Origin of the sequence: Mycobacteroides franklinii, from assembly GCF_001853795.1 — a bacterium.
GTDB lineage: Bacteria > Actinomycetota > Actinomycetes > Mycobacteriales > Mycobacteriaceae > Mycobacterium > Mycobacterium franklinii.
This window is the reverse complement of record NZ_MLIK01000004.1, coordinates 1,246,521-1,263,333: the sequence shown is the minus strand read 5'-3', so window position 1 is coordinate 1,263,333 and position 16,813 is coordinate 1,246,521. Positions and strand designations below refer to the sequence as shown.

Here is a 16,813-nt window from a genome sequence, read left to right as displayed (position 1 = left end):
TGCAGGCCGCCTGGCACGGTGATACCTCCATGAGCCAAGCCGCCTGGCAGGCCCAGTGGAACACCGCCATGGAAGAACTCATCCGCGCCTACCGCGCCATGGGCACCACCCACGAAACCAACACCCTGTCGATGAACGCCCGCGACATGGCCGAAGGAGCCAAGTGGGGCGCATAGACGCCCGCGCACTACCAAATCTGTTGTGAGTAAGAAAATTTCAGGAAGGAAACACAATATGTCCGAGCAGATCTTCGCCATCAGCGGGATGCACTGCAACTCATGTGTGATGGGCGTGACCGAGGCACTGACCGCGCTCGATCCGGTGCATGAGGTGTCGGTAGAGCTGGATCCCAAGGGTGCCTCGACGGTGCGTGTCCAGACAGACAGCGTGCTGTCAGTGGAAGAAGTGCACGACACGCTCGTGCGGGCAGGCGGGGATTTCGCCGTCGCTGCCGGATAGGCCGACTGCCGCAGACGGGCCCGAAATGCCGCTATCTCAGCCGAACTCGACAACGGTATGAGGTGCGCGCCACCGATCAAGGCCGGGGAGTGCATACAGCAACGGGCCCGCCCAGCGCAGTATCTTGCCGCGCCCAGCCGGCATCCGTAGCTCACGCACGCTGCGGATGCCGGGGATGGCACGTAGTTCACTATATTGATTTGCCGTGAACCAGAAAGGCATTGGTGGCACGAGGTACTGCTCGCTGAGTCGCATACCGCGCTGAGAATGTGTGCTCAGGAACTTCGGCACCGAATCGAATACCAGTGTGCCGCCCGGAAAACGTTTGGCGCAGGCGGATATCAGATCGAACACCAGGTCACGCTCCAGGTACTGGAACAGGCCCTCGGCGGTAATAAGTACACCGTCGGAGTCGTCGACTCGATCCATCCACGAGTAGTCCAGTGCCGATTGTGCGCAATGGTGCAACCGGTCCGATCGCGGGAGCAGCTGTTGACGCAACCGCACGATGGGCTCAAGGTCTACCGACAGCCAGGTGAGCTCGCCATTGTCGACACGCCAGAAGCTCGTCTGCAATCCCTCGGCCAAGGCCACCACGGTGGCGCGCGGATGGCTATCCAGGTATCCGCGGGTGGCCTTGTCGAATATCAAGGCACGCAAGGCCGTCGCCTGATGTGTGCGGCCGAAGCGCTGGAAGTCGTAGTCGACGCTTGCGTGCAGCGAGATGGCCATGGGGTCATCGATGATGCCATCCGGTCGGGCCGCTTCGGTCGCACGTTGATGCAAGGTCAGGAGTGCGGTCTCGGACACGCCGTCGAGGTGGCGAACATCGATGACAGACATGGGCCCGACTGTACGGGACGGTAATAGCGCGTGGGAATTCCTGCCGCACAACGATAAATGTGATTTCGGACGCTGATTCTGATTGTTCGGGAACTTTCTGGCACGCAGTCCGACTACTCCAACGGTGACGCGAAAACGTTTGCGTCCATTCAGCAGGGAGGCGGCGGGTGACGGCACCGATATGGATGGCGGAGCCTCCGGAGGTGCATTCGGCGCTGTTGAGTGCGGGTCCCGGACCGGGTGCGATGCTGGCCGCTGCCGCGCAGTGGCAAGAGATCGGTAACAACTACGCAAGCACGGCGGTCGAGCTGGCTCAGGTGCTCGCGGGGGTGCAGGCAAGTAGTTGGCAGGGGCCCAGCGCTTCGGAGTATGTGGCCGCCCACCTGCCGTACTTGGCCTGGCTCGAACAGTCCGCCGCGGAGAGCAGTGTCATTGCCGCACAGCACGAAACCACCGCGGCGGCATACGGCAGCGCACTCGCCGCGATGCCCACGCTCGCTGAGCTGGCGGCCAACCACATCACGCATGGAGTTCTGGTCGGGACGAATTTCTTTGGGATCAACACCATCCCCATCGCACTCAACGAGGCCGACTATATGCGCATGTGGGTACAGGCCGCGGCCACCATGAGCGCTTACCAGGCGACTGCCGAGGCCATGACATCGGCGATACCGTCGACCCAACAGGCGCCCTCGATCCTGAGCCCCGGCGGTGAAGGCCGCAGCGACCAATCGGATGTTCCCGGATCGCCGGATCAGATCATGAAGATGCTGCAGGGCTTTCAGCAGTGGTTCGAGAAGATGGGCTTCAATCCGGCGACCTCGGCGGTATTGGCCGTGATCATGCTGTTCCTCTATGACCTGCTGTGGTACCCGTACTACGCCTCATACCTGCTGCCGTTTCTCATTCCCGCCCTGAGTGGACTGAGCGGCCTGGCGGCACTGATGCATCTTCGGCCCGCGGTTGCGCCGGTTCCCGCGCCGGCAGCGCCGTCGGCGGACAGGCCGGTGCATCGGTCGGTACCGCATGTGGAGTCGAGTCTCGCTGCCGTGCCCGTGTCTGTCCCATCCGTCGTACCCACCGGCGGTTCGTCGGTGCCCGCACCCGCGCCCGCACCGAGTACACCTGCCCCGGCTACGTCCCCGGCTCCCGCACCGGGCGCAGGAATCAGTTACGCGATACCGGGTTTGGTGCCGCCTGCGGTGAGCTTTGGCCCCAAGAGCACCGAGAAATCCTCGGAGTCCGCAGTGGACACCGTCGAGGCACCCGCCGTGGCGAGTGCCGCCGTGGCAGCCCAGGTCCGGCGCAGAGCACGCGCCAAGAACAAAGCCAGGGTTGGTGGTAGGCGCCACGAATATCTGGAAGAGACAAGCGGTATGGATGCGACGGCCGACGCGGCAGTTCCGGAGCATAGTGCGACCAGCCGGGGTGCGGGCCCTCTTGGTTTCGCGGGTACTGCCCCCGCGGCGGCGAGTACGCAGGCCGCCGCAACGGTCAGGCTCTCCTCCGATGACACCCGGCAGGTGATTCCCATGCTGCCGAGCACCTGGGAGACCGACGGTGCGGAACCGTCGTAGGGCAACTACCATTATTTATAAGTAAAACTTTGGGGCTGCTCCCGGATTGCTCCCTACTCAGGGGCCTCTTTGCGCCGAACAATCGAAGACAGTCACCGCAAGCAACAAATGCGGCGTTCTTGGATTACGCAGAGAAGGGCAGAACAGTGAGCAAGTACGGGTGGACAGTGGTCGGAGCAGGACCTGCGGGAATTGCGGCAGTCGGGAAGCTCCTTGATCACGGAGTGGATCCCGGGGCAATCGCCTGGATTGACCCGGATTTTTCCGCGGGCGATCTGGGTGCGAAATGGCGTGCGGTACCGAGTAATACGTCAGTGAAGCTGTTCATCAACTACCTCACGGGCGCGGATTCTTTCCGCTTCGCTCACGCCCCGCATTTCGCGCTGAACGACCTCGCGCCCACGGACACTTGTCTACTCGGGGATGTCGCGGATCCGCTGCTGTGGATCACCGGGCAACTGTGCGCGCAGGTGAGCGCGTTGCGCACCAGCGTGACGGGTCTTTCGCTGCAGGGCGGTCGGTGGGCAGTGCAGACCGAACTGGGCGAGATCAGTTCTCAGAACGTGATTCTGGCGATCGGATCGACTCCCAAGACGCTGGATTACCCGTGGCTGAACGAGATTCCGATCGAGGTGGCGCTGAATCCGGCGAAGTTGGCCGAGCAGCCGTTGGAGGGCGCGACCGTCGCCGTGTTCGGCTCCTCGCACTCCAGCATGATCGCCCTGCCAAACCTGTTGGCCGGACGCGCCGCCAAGGTGATCAACTTCTACCGTGGCCCGCTGCGCTACGCGGTGGACATGGGCGATTGGACGCTTTTCGACGACACCGGGCTCAAGGGCGAGGCCGCGCGCTGGGCGCGCGAGAACATCGACGGGGTCCTGCCGGATCGGTTGCAAAGATGTCTCGTCGACAGCCCCGAATACCCCGAGATGCTCCAAAGCTGCGACTACGCGGTCTACACGGTCGGGTTCAGTCCCCGGCCGCTTCCCGCCGCCCCGCAGTGGGGTCAGCTGGAGTACAACCCGGCCAACGGGATCATCGCGCCCGGTCTGTTCGGTGTTGGAATTGCCTTCCCGGAGTATCGGATTGACCCGATGGGCTTCGGTGAATACCGAGTGGGACTGCAGAAGTTCATGGACCGTCTGAACAAGACCATGCCACTGTGGCTGAAGTACGGCTCGTGACCACCGGCGAAGTCGTGGGCACGGAGCCCGACTACCGATTCACACTCGCCAACGAGCGGACCTACCTGGCGTGGGTGCGTACCTCACTGGCACTGATCGCCAGCGGTGTGGCGCTGATGCAGTTCGTCCCCGAGTTCTGGATCCCCGGTGCGCGGCATGTGGTGAGCATCGTGTTGGTGATGACGGGTGGCCTGCTGGCCACGGCGGCCGCGCGGCGGCGGCGCCGGGTACAGGAGGCCATGCGACAAGATATGGCGCTGCCGCCGAGTCATATGCCGACCTTCCTCAGTGTCTTGTTGCTCGGGATGGTGGTGCTGTTGGTCGCCCTGCTGTTCAGCGGACCACGATGAGATTGCGCAGCTCCTAGGCGAGACCCGGCGGGTAGGGCCAACCGTCCTGGCAGGAGAATCGACGGCGAGACAAATCCGGGGTCTGGGAGTACAACGGTCTGGAAATGTTTGGCCCTTGGAAACGCGGGTGGCAGATGAAGTCGACGGAACGCGCACAGATGGTGCTGTTGTCGGAGACGTTATCGGCCGAGGTCGGCGAGCTTCGCCGGCGCATCGATATCGCCGAACAGAATTGGGAACAGCGTCGTCGGCGGTGCACTTCCGAAAAGGAAACCCCGGAAAGATTGTTGCGCCTCTACCGCCAGCTCGAAGAGGCTGAACAGCTACTCAATTCTTTGGCCGCACGGGGTGCGCGGCGCCGCGTCAAGCAAGCCAGTAGCTAGTCGGATGATTCGAAGGGATCGTTCGGGCTCCATCCGGCCACGCGGAGTCTGTGTCTTACGCGCTCAGTCTCTTCGGCGGACGGGAGTGCGTCAGTCGCCTTGGTGATCGCGACCTCAATGTCGGCGTCCGCAACGGGCGTGCTGCCATGGGCGATCACTTCGCGAGCGACCATGAGAATCTCCTCGTCGGAGAGTCTTCGACGTAGTAGAGCAAATAGTGGAATGTAGTCGGTATGGGGTACTCCGTCGGGGTATCCGAGACGAAGAAATCGGATGACCCGGGCCAGGACCTCTGGGATTGCCATCTGCACACCTCACCCTGCCCCACGTTTTGACCTGGACTAATCGTAGTCGCTGGGTGGTGTGGGCGCAGTGTCGACCGAAGCTGGCCGCGCTCGACGGGTGTCGACGAGTGTCGGGCCGAGTCCGGCCCTCAATTGTGCGGCCACGCGGAGATGACCTGGGTTGTGGCAAATCGTAGAGTGGGACCATGCGGGCGGCCTTCCATCAACAGCTAGATGCGCTAGCGGCGAGCATCGCGGATATTTGTCAGTTGGCCGGCAGTGCTATGCAGAAGGCAACGCAGGCGCTTTTACAGGCTGATCTGGCGCTGGCCGAAGAAGTCATCAGCTGCCATGACGACATAGTTCTCCGTACCCGCAGGCTTGAAGAGGCGGCGTTCACGGTATTGGCTCTGCAAGCACCCGTGGCCTCCGATCTGCGGGCAGTTCTGGCGGCTCTCAAGAATGTTGCCGACGCCGAGCGCATGGGTGCCCTGGCACTACACGTTGCCAAAATCACCCGTCGACGTCACCCGCAGCGGGCGTTGCCCGAAGAGGTCCACGGTTATTTCGCTGAGATGGGCCGCATCGCGGTCAGTATCGGGCACGACGCCAAAGGCGTTGTGCTCTCCGGAGATCCGGAGAAGGCTGCGCGCTTGGATGCGGATGACGACGCGATGGACGATCTGCACCGCCATCTCTTCACGGTTCTGATGGATAAGGAATGGAAGCACGGGGTGGCAGCTGCGGTCGATGTCACGCTGTTGGGCCGCTACTACGAACGATTCGCGGATCACGCGGTGGAAATCAGCCGTCGCATGATCTACCAGGCGGGGGGCACGGGGACAGCCGTGGGGCAGGCATAGCTTCGCGTGCTGATCACACGTTGGACCCCGGTCAGGGTTGAACGGTATCGCGGGCCAGCGACGGTAGACCGAACGCGCTTGCACGCGCCTGGTGAACAAAAGTCGATAGCACGCTCGTACGCGGTCGGCATGGGGGTGGTCTCCGGATGTGTCATTGATGAAGACCGCTAAGCTGTACGGCGTTCCATTGCCTCCTTAGCTCAGTGGTAGAGCACCGCTCTTGTAAAGCGAAGGTCGTCAGTTCAATCCTGACAGGGGGCTCAACGCGTTATCCGGCATGTCGGTACCGTCACGTAATTTCAGCCCATGAGACGGTGCCTTGGTTGTGGCGCACTACTTTCCAGGCGAAGCCAGAAGATCTATTGCGGCAATGCTTGTCAGGCGGCAGCCCGACGCGACACCAGCACCAGACTCTGGCTCGAGTCCGGCGAGGCCCGGGTGCGCAGCGAGCAAAGCCACTTCATTCGGCTCTTTCTCGCCGAGGCTCAATCGGGCCGCTGCGCTATCTGCGGCGGAGCGAGCATGTGGCAAGACTCTCCGCTCGTCTTCGTCCTGGACCATATCGACGGAAATCCGGCCAACAATTGTCGAGAGAATCTGCGACTCGTCTGCCCGAACTGCGACTCCCAACTGCCGACCTACAAGAGTCGCAATCGCGGCAATGGCCGCAGTTCCCGCCGGCGGCGTTACGCCGACGGTAAGTCGTATTAGCCGATCGCGAGCCCTAGTCGGATTGCCCTGCGCTGCCCGATTCTCTTCGGGCAACCGGCTCATCGATAATCCGCTCGGACCGGACCGGACGCGGTGCACTCGACGGCCGCGACGGGCGCAGGCGCGGCAGGAACCCACCCAGCGGGCTGATCACCGAGCTCAGCGCCGACACGGTATCGGTCAGCAGCTCGACGGTGGGGGTCAGCGCGTCGATGCTCGGCGCGGCCTTGGTGAGCACCTCGGAGAGGTTGGCCAGCTGTTGCAGCGGCCCGTCCTTGGCGGTGAACTTGTCCAGCACGCCCTCTTCCCGCATCAGCCGTTCGAGGATGCCGTCCTCGGCGAGCAGCTGGTCGACCAGACCGCCGGGAGCCAGAGCGCGGTCCAGCGCGCCATCCTGTGAGGTCAGCCGATCGACGGGCCCATCCTTGGCGAACAAGCGGTCCAGGACGCCACCGGGTTCGGTGAGCCGATCGGCAAGCCCGCCGGGGGCCATGACGCGCTCCACCGGTCCACCCGGTCGCAGCGCCCGGCCTATCGGTTTGTCCTCCTCCATGAGCTCGGCGACCTTCATCGCCGAGTGCAGGGGGCTCTTGCGGCCGACCATCCCCAGTAAGGATTCGACGGCGCCCACCAGGCCCGCCCCGGCGGCATCGCCCTGGCCGTCGTGCGGTTGTCCGTCGGGAAGCTCGGCGAGGATCTCGCGTCCGGTATCGATCGCCTTGGATGCCACCGCCAGGCCGGTGTCGGCAACCGCCAGCGAAATCTTGAGAGGCGCGGTGATCAGCGACACCAGCTTCATGGCACAACTGTAGGGCGACTTTGCGCGGTCGGCTGACAATCTTCTGTGAGAAACTCACAGGAAGCTCACAGTGGAGATCCAGCACACCGTCAATTTCGGAGAGAAGATTGTTCATGGTGAGCATCACGACAGAGACACATCAAGGGACTTTCGCCGCTAACGGCACCACTCCTGCGAAGGTGCTGGTGGTCGACGATGAATCGAACATCGTCGAGCTGCTCTCCGTCAGTCTTAAATTCCAGGGCTTTGACGTCTATACCGCCGATAGCGGGGCCGCAGCCCTTGATCTGGCGCGCACGGTCCGTCCGGATGCGGTGATCCTTGACGTCATGATGCCGGGAATGGACGGATTCGGCGTCCTGCGTCGTCTGCGTGCCGATGGCATCGATGCGCCAACACTGTTCCTCACTGCTCGTGACGGGTTGCAGGACAAGATCGCGGGCCTGACGCTCGGCGCCGACGACTACGTGACCAAACCGTTCAGCCTGGAAGAGGTTGTTGCCCGGCTGCGGGTGATCCTGCGTCGCTCCGGCATGGGCTCCGAGCCCGCCCGCAAATCGAGGCTTAGCTTCGCCGATATCGAGCTCGACGAGGACACCCACGAGGTGTGGAAGGCCGGTGAGCCGGTCGCGCTCTCGCCTACCGAGTTCACGCTGTTGCGGTACTTCATGATCAACGCGGGCACCGTGCTCAGTAAGCCCAAGATCCTCGACCATGTGTGGCGCTACGACTTCGGTGGCGATGTGAATGTGGTCGAGTCCTATGTTTCGTACCTGCGTCGCAAGATCGATAACGGCGAGAAGCGGTTGTTGCATACGCTTCGAGGCGTGGGATACGTATTACGCGAGCCGCGCTAGTGGCAGTCCCCGGCGTTCGTCGGGGCGTACCGCTGCGGGTAAGCCTTGTCGTCGGAACCCTGGTTCTGGTGGCGCTGGGGTTGGTGGCATCCGGCATTGCGGTGACCACCACCATGCAGCGCACCATGATGAACCGCGCCGATCGTGAACTGATCGATGCCGCGAATGGGTGGGCGAATCGTCCACCACCGCCGCCGCCGGCCTTCGAGACGACCCGTCGTCGGCCTCCGTCGTTGTTCTTCATCCGCACGACCGATGACCGCGGGCGCGTTGTCATCATGCTCAACGATCGCGCCCGGGCTGACCCGGACTTGCCGCCCGACAACGACGTGGGCGGCCGTCCCGTCACGGTGCGCTCTGCCGACGGCACCACCGAGTGGCGTGCGGTGTCCCGCCACGACGCGATGGGTGGCTACACGACCGTCGCGCGCGATATCACCGATGTCCGTACGACGGTCCGCGATCTGTTGTGGCTGCAGGTCGCCATAGGGGCTGCCGTGCTGACAGTGCTCGGTGTTGCCGGATATTGGTTGGTGCACCGCAGCCTGCGGCCGTTGGGCGAAGTTGAGGCGACGGCCGCGGATATCGCTGCGGGGCACCTCGATCGCCGGGTCCCGGAACGGGATCCGCGCACCGAGGTCGGCCGGTTGTCGTTGGCGCTCAACGGAATGCTCGCGCAGATACAGCGCGCGGTGGCCGATTCGGAAAAATCGGCCGCAACCGCCCGTACCTCCGAGGAGCGCATGCGGCGCTTCATCACCGATGCCAGCCACGAGTTGCGCACGCCCCTGACCACCATCCGCGGCTACGCGGAGCTGTACCGGCAGGGCGCGGCCACCGACACCGAGCTGGTGCTGGGCCGCATCGAGGGCGAGTCAACCCGTATGGGGCAGCTCGTGGAGGATCTGCTGCTGCTGGCACGGCTGGATGCGCATCGGCCCATGGAACAGCGTCTCGTCGACCTGTTGGTGCTGGCCACCGATGCGGTCCACGATGCGAAAGCCACTGCGCCCGAACGGGATGTGGAACTGGAGGTCTTTGATGGCCCGGGCACTCCTGAGGTCATCGGCGACGAGCTCAGGTTGCGGCAGGTGCTCGGCAATCTGGTGAGTAACGCGCTGGGGCACACCACAGCGGCCGTCCGGGTCCGGGTTGGCACCGAGGGCGATGACGCTGTCCTCGAGGTCATCGACCGTGGGCCGGGTATGACGAAGACCGATGCCGAACGCGTCTTCGAGCGGTTCTATCGTGCGGATTCCTCGCGCACCCGCAGCAGCGGTGGTACAGGCCTGGGATTGTCGATCGTCGATGCCCTCACCGCCGCGCACGGTGGCACCGTCACCGTGCACACGGCGCCCGGCGAGGGCTGCCGTTTCGAGGTGCGACTGCCGCGCGCAGACATGACCGACGACGACATAGATCTCGATGATCCCGACCTCTACGAACCGGAGGCGCAGGCGCGAGGCTCCGCCGAAGACGAGCCAAAGATCGTGCGGACTAGTCGATCTGAGCCAGCGCAGCCTTGATCTTGGCCTGCGCTTCGTCCAGGGACTCCGCGGAGGCGTTGGGATCGGCGTTCTCGAAGCTGAAATCGGTCAGCTCATATCCCGGGAACACGTGCACATGCAGGTGCGGCACTTCCATCCCCGCGATGATGTAACCGGCGCGTGGTGCGTCAAAGGCCCTGCGGATGGCGCGGCCGACGCGCTGCGCCACAAGGTTAACCTTCGTGAAAACTGTCGCGTCGATGTCCTGCCACTGGTCGATCTCGGCGCGCGGCACCACGAGGGTGTGGCCCTGGGTGATGGGTGCGATGGTCAGAAACGCGACGACGTCGTCGTCCTCGTAGACGAATCGACCGGGGAGCTCTCCGTTGATGATCTTCGTGAACACACTCGACATGCCCATAGGTTAGTGGCCCGCCGGGGTGGCGCAGGCTGCGGACAGCTCACGGGCCGCGGGCTCGCGCGCGTCGCCACACTCGGCCGCGCGGGTGGCGACGGGGCGCGCCATCATGCCGAGGAGGCACCCGGTGATCACCACTGCCGCTCCGACGAGTTCGAGGATGGTCGGCCGTTCACCAAGGGCCAGCCAGGACGCGGTAATACCCACGATCGGGACCAGCAACGAGAATGGCGCCACCCGGCTGGCCGGGTACCGGCCCATCAGATACGTCCACAGGCCCAGGCCGACGATGGTGGCCAGCACCACGATGTAGACGAGGCCGCCGAGTGCCATCAGTCCACTGTGTGTACCGATCGTGGTCAGCGCCTTCCAGCCCGCGCCCGGCCCCTCGGTGAGTGCGGAGAGGGTGAACAACGGAATCGGTGGCACCACGGACATCCACAAGGTGAGCCGCAGCGGTGTGCGCGGATCGGTGTTGTCCTCCATGGCCTTTCGGCTCGCGATGTTGCCGAAGGCCCAACCCAGCGCGCCCAGCAGCGTCAGGATCACCGGGACCACGGCCGCCGATGCGCCGTGTGTCGCGCGATCGGTCGCGATGAGTGCCATGCCTGCGACGGCCAGCGTGATGCCCGCGACCTGTGGGCCCGACATCCGTTCGCCGAGCAACAGCACACCGAGGATGGCCGTCAACGGAGCCGATGCCTGTAGAACCAGGGAGGCGAGCCCGGTGGGCATTCCGTTGGCCATGGCCAGGAACAGGAAGGCGAATTGGACAGTGCCGAAGCCCAGCCCGTAGAGCAGGACCCACCGCATCGGCACCCGCGGCCACGGCACGAACAGAATCACCGGGACCGCCAGCACCGCGAACCGTAGCCCCGCAAAGAACAGTGGCGGGAAATGTTCCAGCCCAACGTGGATAGCCAGGAAGTTGACCCCCCACAGCACGGCGACGGTCAGTCCGAGGAGACGGTGCCGGGTTGTCATGCCGTCGATCCTGCGCAGGAAGTTGATTCAGCACAATCTAATTAATGTGCACTATTCATGTAGTTTTACTTCATGGACGTGCGTCGCCTGCGGATTCTGCGGGAATTTGCCGACAGGGGCACCGTCGGCGAGGTGGCCGATGCGATGCGTCTCACGCCCTCGGCGGTCTCGCAGCAGCTGAAGGTTCTGGCGCGCGAGGCGGGAGTGCCCTTGCTGCGGCAGGAAGGGCGCGGCATCGCGCTCACCGAGGCGGGTCGTGCGTTGGTGTTGCGCGCCGACGAGGTGATCGCGGCGGTCGATCGTGCTGCCGAGGAGATGGTGATCTATCGGGAGGGCACGCAGCCCGTGGTGCGTGTGGCGTCGTTTCCCTCCGGTGCCGGACTGTTGCTGCCGAGAGTCGTGGCAGCGGTGGGCGGGGTGGTGGACGTGCGTCCGAGTGATGAGGACGTCACCTACAGCGAGGCGCCCGGACTGTTGACCGAATACGACATCGTCGTCACTCACCGCGACGAGCGAGCCGCGACCTTGAAATCGCCCCGGGTCTGGTCCACGACGCTGCTGCGGGAGCCGATTGATCTTCTGGTGCACCGAGATCATCCGCTGGCGACATGTGACTCGGTGACGCCGGCCGAGCTCGCCGACGAGACGTGGATCAGTGTCCCCGAGGGCTTTCCGGTTGACGACGTCCTGGTGTCACTCGGGGTTTCTACCGGAATCCGGCCGCGAGTCAGGTTCCGGTTCAAAGATTTTCAAATCGTCGAGGATATGGTGGCCCACGGGCATGGCGTCGCGCTGATGCCGCGGTACGTGAGCCGCAGTCCCCGGGTGGCGCGGCTGGTCATCCGTGAGGTGCGTGCCGCACGGCTCTACGAGGTGCTGGCGCGGCCCGGCGCGCAGCACCGTCCGGCCATCGCCGCGACCATCCAGGGGCTGCGGGACGCGGCGGCCGTATTGGAGTCCCGGTAGGCGCTATCCGGAGTGCTCGGCGATGTGTTCGAGGACCAGCGCGGCGGTCTCATCGGGCCGCTCCTCGGCGATCCAATGGGACACACCTTCGAAGACCTCGAAGCGATAGGGCGCGTCCACGTATTTGGGGGTGGCGTCGGCGGCCGCACGTGTCACCGCGGAGTCCTCGTCGCTCCAGATGAACAGGGTGGGCACGCGGACCGTCCGTGCCGGCGACCGCAGCGAATAGCGCATCGCCCGATACCAATTGACCGTCGCGGTGGTGGCGCCGGGCTCGTTGAACAGCTCCCGTATGCGTTCGGCGAGCCGGTCGGAGACCTTCATCCACGACTTGCCGAACTTCTGGAACGCTTCCTTGTCGTTGAAGCTGAAGAGCCATTCCGGAAACCGCGGGATCTGGAACAGCAGCATGTACCAGGAATGCAGAATCTGGCCGCGCGGCATGGCATCCCGGAACGCGCGTGGGTGGGGGACCGAAAGTACAGATGCGGTGTGCACTCGGTCCCCGTGGTCGCCGGCCAGCTGCCAAGCCACCGCTGCGCCCCAGTCATGGGCTAGCACATGGAATTTGGGGACCCCGGCCTGATCGGCGAGAGCGAGGATGTCGCCCTGGAGCTTGTCCAGGGCATAGTTCCGGACGCCGATGGGTCGGGCGCCGGGGGAGTAGCCCCGCTGATTCGGGGCCAGCACCCGGAATCCGGCGTCCGTCAGCTTCGGGATGATCTCGGCCCACATGGTCGCCCGCTCGGGAAAACCGTGCAACGCAACGATCACCGGTCCGTCGAGCGGCCCCTCGTCGATGACGTCGAAGATCAGGCCGTCATTGGTGAACGTGGAGAGGCGTGTCGCCGCGCTCATCGGACCGCGAGTTTCTCACCGGCCTTCAGGTACCGACCGGTCTGCAGGTCGTGCCCGTAGCCGTCGATGAACTCACCGAGACGGAACACCACCTTGCCGCTGACCGCGGTGGCGATGACGGTCTCGTCATTGCGGTTCACCATGCGTGAGAGGTTGTCAAAGAACGGGGCCTGTGCCTCGTTGTAGGCGTCGACAGTGCCGTCCAGCTTCTCCGGATCGATGATGACGAAATCGGCGCGGTCACCCTCGCGCAGGTATCCGGCATCAAGCCCGAACCAGCTGGCCAGCTCGCCGGTCAGGCGGTGGACGGCCTGACCGAGGGACATCACGGGTTTCCCGGCCTTCTGGGCGTCGTTCATGCGCTTGAGGAAGCGCAGCGAGAAGTTGTAGAACGCCATGTTGCGCAGGTGCGCACCGGCATCGGAGAAGCCCAGTTGAAAGTTGGGGTCCTTGGCCATCTCGTCGAGCACCTTGGGGCGGTGGTTGCCGACCGTGGTGGTCCAACGGACGTTCTTCTCACCGTTCTCGACCAACACGTCCAGGAACGCGTCCAGCGGTGCGATGCCGCGCTCGTCGCCGATCTGGCCGAACGTCTTGCCGATCAGTGAGGCATCCGGGCATTCCACGATGACGGCGTCGTGGAAGTCCTTGTGCCACAGGCCCGGCTTGTGCTTCTTCATGGCGAACTCGCGCCGGAACTTGCGGCGATACTCCTTGTCGGCCATCAGTTTGTTGCGCTCGAGTTGCTCCTTGATGTGCAGCGCGGCCGTGCCGGCCCCGAACTCCTCGAACACCGGCAGATCGATGCCATCGGAGTACAGCGTGAAGGGCAGCGGCATGTGCTGGAACTTCACATTGGACTTGAAGACCTTGTTCCCGATCCTGGCGGCGGCGCTGAAGAAGACGTTCGCGCCCTTGATGCTCTTGGAGTCGGCGGCGACCAGCAGGCTGACGGGAACAGCCTTGCGGCGCTTGAAGAAACGGGTTCCCGTGGACAGGAAGAACAAGACCGCGGTGAGCGGATTGTTGATGTTGGGGGCGCTCTGCAGGATGCGGTCACGCTTGCGCAGCACGTTGATCAGGCGCCACCGCTCGTGCCACCACGCGTAGGTCGACGGCAGCGCCCGCGAGCGGTAGCGGTCGCCGTCGAGCTTGTCGATGGGGGCGTCCATGCCGGACATGCCGAGCATGCCCGCGTCGAGTGCCTTGTCGAGCATGTCGGCCATCCGGTCGAGTTCCTTGCGCGTGGGGAACGACCAGTTGTTGGTGGCCCGTCCCAGCCCCATGACGGCGGCGCGCAGATCCGAATGCCCAAGGAAAGAAGTCACATTGGGGCCGAGGGGCAGCGCGTCGATCTTCTTGACGTAGCTCTCCGGATCGGTCCAGTCCTGAAACTCGTTGAGCGCGCCGATCACATGCTTGCGCGGCACCGCTTCCACGCGGCTGAACAGGTCGGCGGCGTCCTCGGGCTTGGCATAGACGGTCGACATGGAACAGCAGCCCAGCACGATGGTGGTGACGCCGTGGCGCACCGACTCATCGAGCCCGGGGTTGAGCAGCACCTCGGCGTCGTAGTGGGTGTGGATGTCGACGAACCCGGGCAGCACCCACTTGCCGCCGGCATCGATCACCTCGGGGCAATCGGTCTCGTCCAGCGGGACGGTGGAGACGGTGGCGACCCGCCCCTCTTTGATCCCGAGATTGGCCTTACGAGGTTCGGAATTGGTGCCGTTGAACCAGAGGCCATCGCGAATGATGAGGTCGTAGTCGCTCATTGGGGGGGCTGCCCTTCGTTGGGTGTTACGGCGAGTCTAAAAAAAGATGGCAACCAATCACAATGTTAGTGATGGGCGCCACATTTGCGTCGCGTTCCTCTAGTGTGCACCCGTGAGCCCCACCCAGGCCGAGCGCCGTGAATCGACCATCGCTCGGCTGCTCGATTCCGGTATCGACACCATCGCTGAGCTGGGATATTCGCGCGCTTCCGTGCAGAAAATCGCCCGCCGCGCCGGATTGTCCTATGGGGCGTTGTTCCGGCACTTCCCGACCGTCGGCGACTTCATGGCAGCGGTGGCGCACGAGACCTTGCGCCGCCAGCTCGCGACCGTGCGCGCCCAGTTCGACAAGGCGGGGGATCGTCTTGCCGAATTCGAGGATGTGATGGCGGTGATGCGCGCGCTCAAGGAAGAGCCCATCAACGCCGTGCTCTACGAACTCATGGTGGCCGCGCGCACCGACGAACAGCTGCGGCAGACCTTGCAGGTCGCGGTGGCCGAGTACGGAGCGCAGATGGTCACGCTGGCGCGATCGGTGCCTGGGACCGACCGGCTGTCCGACGCGGAACTCGTCACGTTGGTCTTCATGATCACCGACATGTTCGACGGGGAGGCGTTGGTGAAGACGCTGCGTCCCTACCCGGAGCTTGTGGCGGGCAGGGACGAGCTACTCGCCAAGTTGCTGCGGGGATACCGCCCGGATGCATAGCCGGGCACACCCAGACCGATAGGGTCTGGGGCATGCGCGTCCTTGTCATTGGATCCGGTGGCCGTGAACACGCTCTGGCGATCGCCCTGAAGCGTGACCCGGAGGTGGAGTATCTGGCGATCGCGCCGGGTAACGCGGGCACCGCCGCCGTGGCCGAGCAGCACGCCGTCGACATCGGCTCCGGCGCCGAGGTCGTGGCGTTGGCGGCCAAGCTGAAGATCGACCTCGTCGTCATCGGCCCCGAGGTGCCGTTGGTGCTAGGCGTCGGTGACGCCGTGCGCGCCGCGGGTATTGCCTGCTTCGGCCCGTCGGCGGCCGCCGCGCGCATCGAGGGTTCCAAGGCGTTCGCCAAAGACGTGATGACATCGGCCGGGGTGCGCACCGCGCGCAGCGAGATCGTCGACAACCCAGCGCATCTGGATGCCGCCCTGGATCGGTTCGCGAGCGAGCCGGCGTGGGTGGTCAAGGATGACGGGCTGGCCGCGGGCAAGGGCGTGGTCGTCACCGATGATCGCGCCGCGGCGCGTGCCCACGCCGCGAGCCTGCTCGACGACGGACATCCCGTGTTGCTGGAGTCCTTCCTCGACGGGCCCGAGGTCTCCTTGCTGTGCATCGTGGACGGTGAGACTGTGGTGCCGCTGTTGCCTGCTCAGGACCACAAGCGGGTAGGCGACGGCGACACCGGTCCCAACACCGGCGGCATGGGTGCTTACACCCCACTGCCCTGGCTGCCGGACGAGACGGTCACCGAGATCGTCGACACCATCGTCAAACCCGTTGCCGCCGAGCTTGTTCAGCGCGACAGCACGTTCACCGGAGTCCTGTACGCGGGGTTGGCCATCACCTCGAACGGCCCCTCGGTCGTCGAGTTCAACTGCCGCTTCGGCGATCCGGAGACCCAGGCGGTGCTGGCGCTGCTGGAGTCTCCGCTGGGGCAGCTGTTGAACGCCGCCGCGACCGGGACTCTCCGGGACTTCGGCCCGCTGCGCTGGCGCAACGGTAGTGCCGTCACCGTGGTGGTGGCCGCCGAGAACTATCCCCTGCGTCCGCGCACCGGCGATGTGATCACCGGCTCCGAGGCCGAGGGTGTGCTGCACGCCGGGACGGCCCGTCGTGAGGACGGTGCTGTCGTCTCGTCCGGGGGACGCGTGTTGTCGGTGGTGGGCACCGGTGCGGACCTAGAAGCCGCGCGAGCCGACGCCTACGCCAAGATCGAGGCGATTCGCCTGCCGGGCAGCCACTTCCGCAGCGATATCGGGCTGGCCGCGGCGGAGGGACGCATCAGCATTTAGGGAACAGCAGGGGA

At 64.5% G+C, this 16,813-nt stretch carries 20 protein-coding genes and 1 tRNA gene; 14 read left to right on the top strand and 7 right to left on the bottom strand.

Annotated elements, in window-relative coordinates:
- Positions 1-176, top strand: a 176-nt coding sequence (locus tag BKG76_RS06645; protein WP_070936926.1) for a WXG100 family type VII secretion target, incomplete at its 5' end; no start/stop codon positions are given.
- Between the two features lie 58 nt (positions 177-234).
- A complete protein-coding gene (locus tag BKG76_RS06640) occupies positions 235-459 on the top strand; it encodes a heavy-metal-associated domain-containing protein (protein WP_070936747.1) in 225 nt (74 codons plus the stop codon).
- 36 nt (positions 460-495) lie between these two features.
- On the opposite strand, the gene BKG76_RS06635 is transcribed toward BKG76_RS06640, so the two are convergent.
- Positions 496-1,302 carry a class I SAM-dependent methyltransferase gene (locus tag BKG76_RS06635; RefSeq protein ID WP_070936746.1) on the bottom strand — a complete coding sequence of 269 codons (807 nt, stop codon included), beginning with the start codon at positions 1,300-1,302 and terminating at the stop codon, positions 496-498.
- Positions 1,303-1,469: 167 nt separating this feature from the next.
- Between BKG76_RS06635 and BKG76_RS06630 the strand changes: the two genes are divergently transcribed.
- The 4 genes from BKG76_RS06630 (at position 1,470) to BKG76_RS06615 (ending at position 4,796) form a co-directional block, all read left to right on the top strand.
- The gene (locus BKG76_RS06630; protein WP_083337927.1) at positions 1,470-2,879 is read left to right on the top strand and encodes a PPE domain-containing protein; all 1,410 of its coding nucleotides are present in this window, start codon (positions 1,470-1,472) and stop codon (positions 2,877-2,879) included.
- Positions 2,880-3,025: 146 nt separating this feature from the next.
- Entirely contained in the window at positions 3,026-4,063 is a 1,038-nt protein-coding gene (locus tag BKG76_RS06625; RefSeq protein WP_070936744.1) for an FAD/NAD(P)-binding protein, read from the top strand.
- The gene (locus BKG76_RS06620) at positions 4,060-4,413 is read left to right on the top strand and encodes a YidH family protein (RefSeq protein ID WP_070936743.1); all 354 of its coding nucleotides are present in this window, start codon (positions 4,060-4,062) and stop codon (positions 4,411-4,413) included. Before BKG76_RS06625 ends, BKG76_RS06620 begins: the two co-directional genes overlap by 4 nt.
- Before the next feature lie 134 nt (positions 4,414-4,547).
- Positions 4,548-4,796 (top strand): hypothetical protein, encoded by a 249-nt coding sequence (locus BKG76_RS06615; protein ID WP_070936742.1) that lies wholly within the window; start codon positions 4,548-4,550, stop codon positions 4,794-4,796.
- On the opposite strand, the gene BKG76_RS06610 is transcribed toward BKG76_RS06615, so the two are convergent.
- The gene (locus BKG76_RS06610) at positions 4,793-5,101 is read right to left on the bottom strand and encodes a DUF3349 domain-containing protein (RefSeq protein ID WP_070936925.1); all 309 of its coding nucleotides are present in this window, start codon (positions 5,099-5,101) and stop codon (positions 4,793-4,795) included. The two genes, BKG76_RS06615 and BKG76_RS06610, sit on opposite strands and share 4 nt — an antisense overlap.
- A gap of 185 nt (positions 5,102-5,286) precedes the next feature.
- Here BKG76_RS06610 and phoU point away from each other — a divergent pair, with 185 nt between their 5' ends.
- The 3 genes from phoU (at position 5,287) to BKG76_RS24260 (ending at position 6,654) form a co-directional block, all read left to right on the top strand.
- Positions 5,287-5,943 carry a phosphate signaling complex protein PhoU gene (gene phoU, locus BKG76_RS06605; protein ID WP_070936741.1) on the top strand — a complete coding sequence of 219 codons (657 nt, stop codon included), beginning with the start codon at positions 5,287-5,289 and terminating at the stop codon, positions 5,941-5,943.
- Positions 5,944-6,132: 189 nt separating this feature from the next.
- Positions 6,133-6,204: transfer RNA gene (locus tag BKG76_RS06600), tRNA-Thr, on the top strand.
- 45 nt (positions 6,205-6,249) lie between these two features.
- Positions 6,250-6,654, top strand: a complete 405-nt coding sequence (locus tag BKG76_RS24260) for an HNH endonuclease signature motif containing protein (protein ID WP_083337926.1) — start codon at positions 6,250-6,252, stop codon at positions 6,652-6,654.
- Positions 6,655-6,667: 13 nt separating this feature from the next.
- On the opposite strand, the gene BKG76_RS06595 is transcribed toward BKG76_RS24260, so the two are convergent.
- Positions 6,668-7,453 (bottom strand): hypothetical protein, encoded by a 786-nt coding sequence (locus BKG76_RS06595; RefSeq protein WP_070936740.1) that lies wholly within the window; start codon positions 7,451-7,453, stop codon positions 6,668-6,670.
- 113 nt (positions 7,454-7,566) lie between these two features.
- Here BKG76_RS06595 and BKG76_RS06590 point away from each other — a divergent pair, with 113 nt between their 5' ends.
- Positions 7,567-8,310, top strand: coding sequence for a response regulator transcription factor (locus BKG76_RS06590; protein ID WP_070936739.1), 744 nt, complete (start codon positions 7,567-7,569; stop codon positions 8,308-8,310).
- The gene (locus BKG76_RS06585) at positions 8,310-9,836 is read left to right on the top strand and encodes a sensor histidine kinase (protein WP_070936738.1); all 1,527 of its coding nucleotides are present in this window, start codon (positions 8,310-8,312) and stop codon (positions 9,834-9,836) included. Before BKG76_RS06590 ends, BKG76_RS06585 begins: the two co-directional genes overlap by 1 nt.
- On the opposite strand, the gene BKG76_RS06580 is transcribed toward BKG76_RS06585, so the two are convergent.
- Positions 9,808-10,212 (bottom strand): HIT family protein, encoded by a 405-nt coding sequence (locus BKG76_RS06580; protein WP_070936924.1) that lies wholly within the window; start codon positions 10,210-10,212, stop codon positions 9,808-9,810. The genes BKG76_RS06585 and BKG76_RS06580 overlap by 29 nt on opposite strands.
- Positions 10,213-10,221: 9 nt before the next feature.
- Positions 10,222-11,199 (bottom strand): EamA family transporter, encoded by a 978-nt coding sequence (locus BKG76_RS06575; RefSeq protein WP_070936737.1) that lies wholly within the window; start codon positions 11,197-11,199, stop codon positions 10,222-10,224.
- Positions 11,200-11,271: 72 nt separating this feature from the next.
- On the opposite strand from BKG76_RS06575, the gene BKG76_RS06570 reads away from it, so the two are divergent.
- On the top strand, positions 11,272-12,165 hold the full coding sequence (locus BKG76_RS06570) for a LysR family transcriptional regulator (protein ID WP_070936736.1): 894 nt from the start codon (positions 11,272-11,274) through the stop codon (positions 12,163-12,165).
- A 3-nt stretch (positions 12,166-12,168) separates the two neighbouring features.
- Here BKG76_RS06570 and BKG76_RS06565 read toward each other — a convergent pair whose 3' ends face one another.
- Both BKG76_RS06565 and BKG76_RS06560 read right to left on the bottom strand, forming a co-directional pair.
- On the bottom strand, positions 12,169-13,023 hold the full coding sequence (locus BKG76_RS06565) for an alpha/beta fold hydrolase (RefSeq protein ID WP_070936735.1): 855 nt from the start codon (positions 13,021-13,023) through the stop codon (positions 12,169-12,171).
- Positions 13,020-14,798, bottom strand: coding sequence for an N-acyl-D-amino-acid deacylase family protein (locus BKG76_RS06560; RefSeq protein WP_070936734.1), 1,779 nt, complete (start codon positions 14,796-14,798; stop codon positions 13,020-13,022). The genes BKG76_RS06565 and BKG76_RS06560 overlap by 4 nt, the downstream gene beginning before the upstream one ends.
- Positions 14,799-14,910: 112 nt before the next feature.
- On the opposite strand from BKG76_RS06560, the gene BKG76_RS06555 reads away from it, so the two are divergent.
- Complete coding sequence (locus BKG76_RS06555; RefSeq protein WP_070936733.1) at positions 14,911-15,507, top strand: TetR/AcrR family transcriptional regulator; 597 nt, start codon at positions 14,911-14,913, stop codon at positions 15,505-15,507.
- Between the two features lie 32 nt (positions 15,508-15,539).
- Complete coding sequence (purD, locus tag BKG76_RS06550; RefSeq protein WP_070936732.1) at positions 15,540-16,799, top strand: phosphoribosylamine--glycine ligase; 1,260 nt, start codon at positions 15,540-15,542, stop codon at positions 16,797-16,799.
- Positions 16,800-16,813: the final 14 nt, after the last annotated feature.

Bases quoted from the DNA above. Each gene is read 5' to 3' on its own strand.
- BKG76_RS06595 (WP_070936740.1), bottom strand. From the start codon at position 7,453: ATGAAGCTGGTGTCGCTGATCACCGCGCCTCTCAAGATTTCGCTGGCG.
- phoU (WP_070936741.1), top strand. From the start codon at position 5,287: ATGCGGGCGGCCTTCCATCAACAGCTAGATGCGCTAGCGGCGAGCATC.
- BKG76_RS06570 (WP_070936736.1), top strand. From the start codon at position 11,272: ATGGACGTGCGTCGCCTGCGGATTCTGCGGGAATTTGCCGACAGGGGC.
- BKG76_RS06635 (WP_070936746.1), bottom strand. From the start codon at position 1,302: ATGTCTGTCATCGATGTTCGCCACCTCGACGGCGTGTCCGAGACCGCA.
- BKG76_RS06580 (WP_070936924.1), bottom strand. From the start codon at position 10,212: ATGTCGAGTGTGTTCACGAAGATCATCAACGGAGAGCTCCCCGGTCGA.
- BKG76_RS24260 (WP_083337926.1), top strand. From the start codon at position 6,250: ATGAGACGGTGCCTTGGTTGTGGCGCACTACTTTCCAGGCGAAGCCAG.
- BKG76_RS06610 (WP_070936925.1), bottom strand. From the start codon at position 5,101: ATGGCAATCCCAGAGGTCCTGGCCCGGGTCATCCGATTTCTTCGTCTC.
- BKG76_RS06575 (WP_070936737.1), bottom strand. From the start codon at position 11,199: ATGACAACCCGGCACCGTCTCCTCGGACTGACCGTCGCCGTGCTGTGG.
- BKG76_RS06640 (WP_070936747.1), top strand. From the start codon at position 235: ATGTCCGAGCAGATCTTCGCCATCAGCGGGATGCACTGCAACTCATGT.
- BKG76_RS06560 (WP_070936734.1), bottom strand. From the start codon at position 14,798: ATGAGCGACTACGACCTCATCATTCGCGATGGCCTCTGGTTCAACGGC.
- BKG76_RS06590 (WP_070936739.1), top strand. From the start codon at position 7,567: ATGGTGAGCATCACGACAGAGACACATCAAGGGACTTTCGCCGCTAAC.
- BKG76_RS06565 (WP_070936735.1), bottom strand. From the start codon at position 13,023: ATGAGCGCGGCGACACGCCTCTCCACGTTCACCAATGACGGCCTGATC.
- BKG76_RS06615 (WP_070936742.1), top strand. From the start codon at position 4,548: ATGAAGTCGACGGAACGCGCACAGATGGTGCTGTTGTCGGAGACGTTA.
- purD (WP_070936732.1), top strand. From the start codon at position 15,540: ATGCGCGTCCTTGTCATTGGATCCGGTGGCCGTGAACACGCTCTGGCG.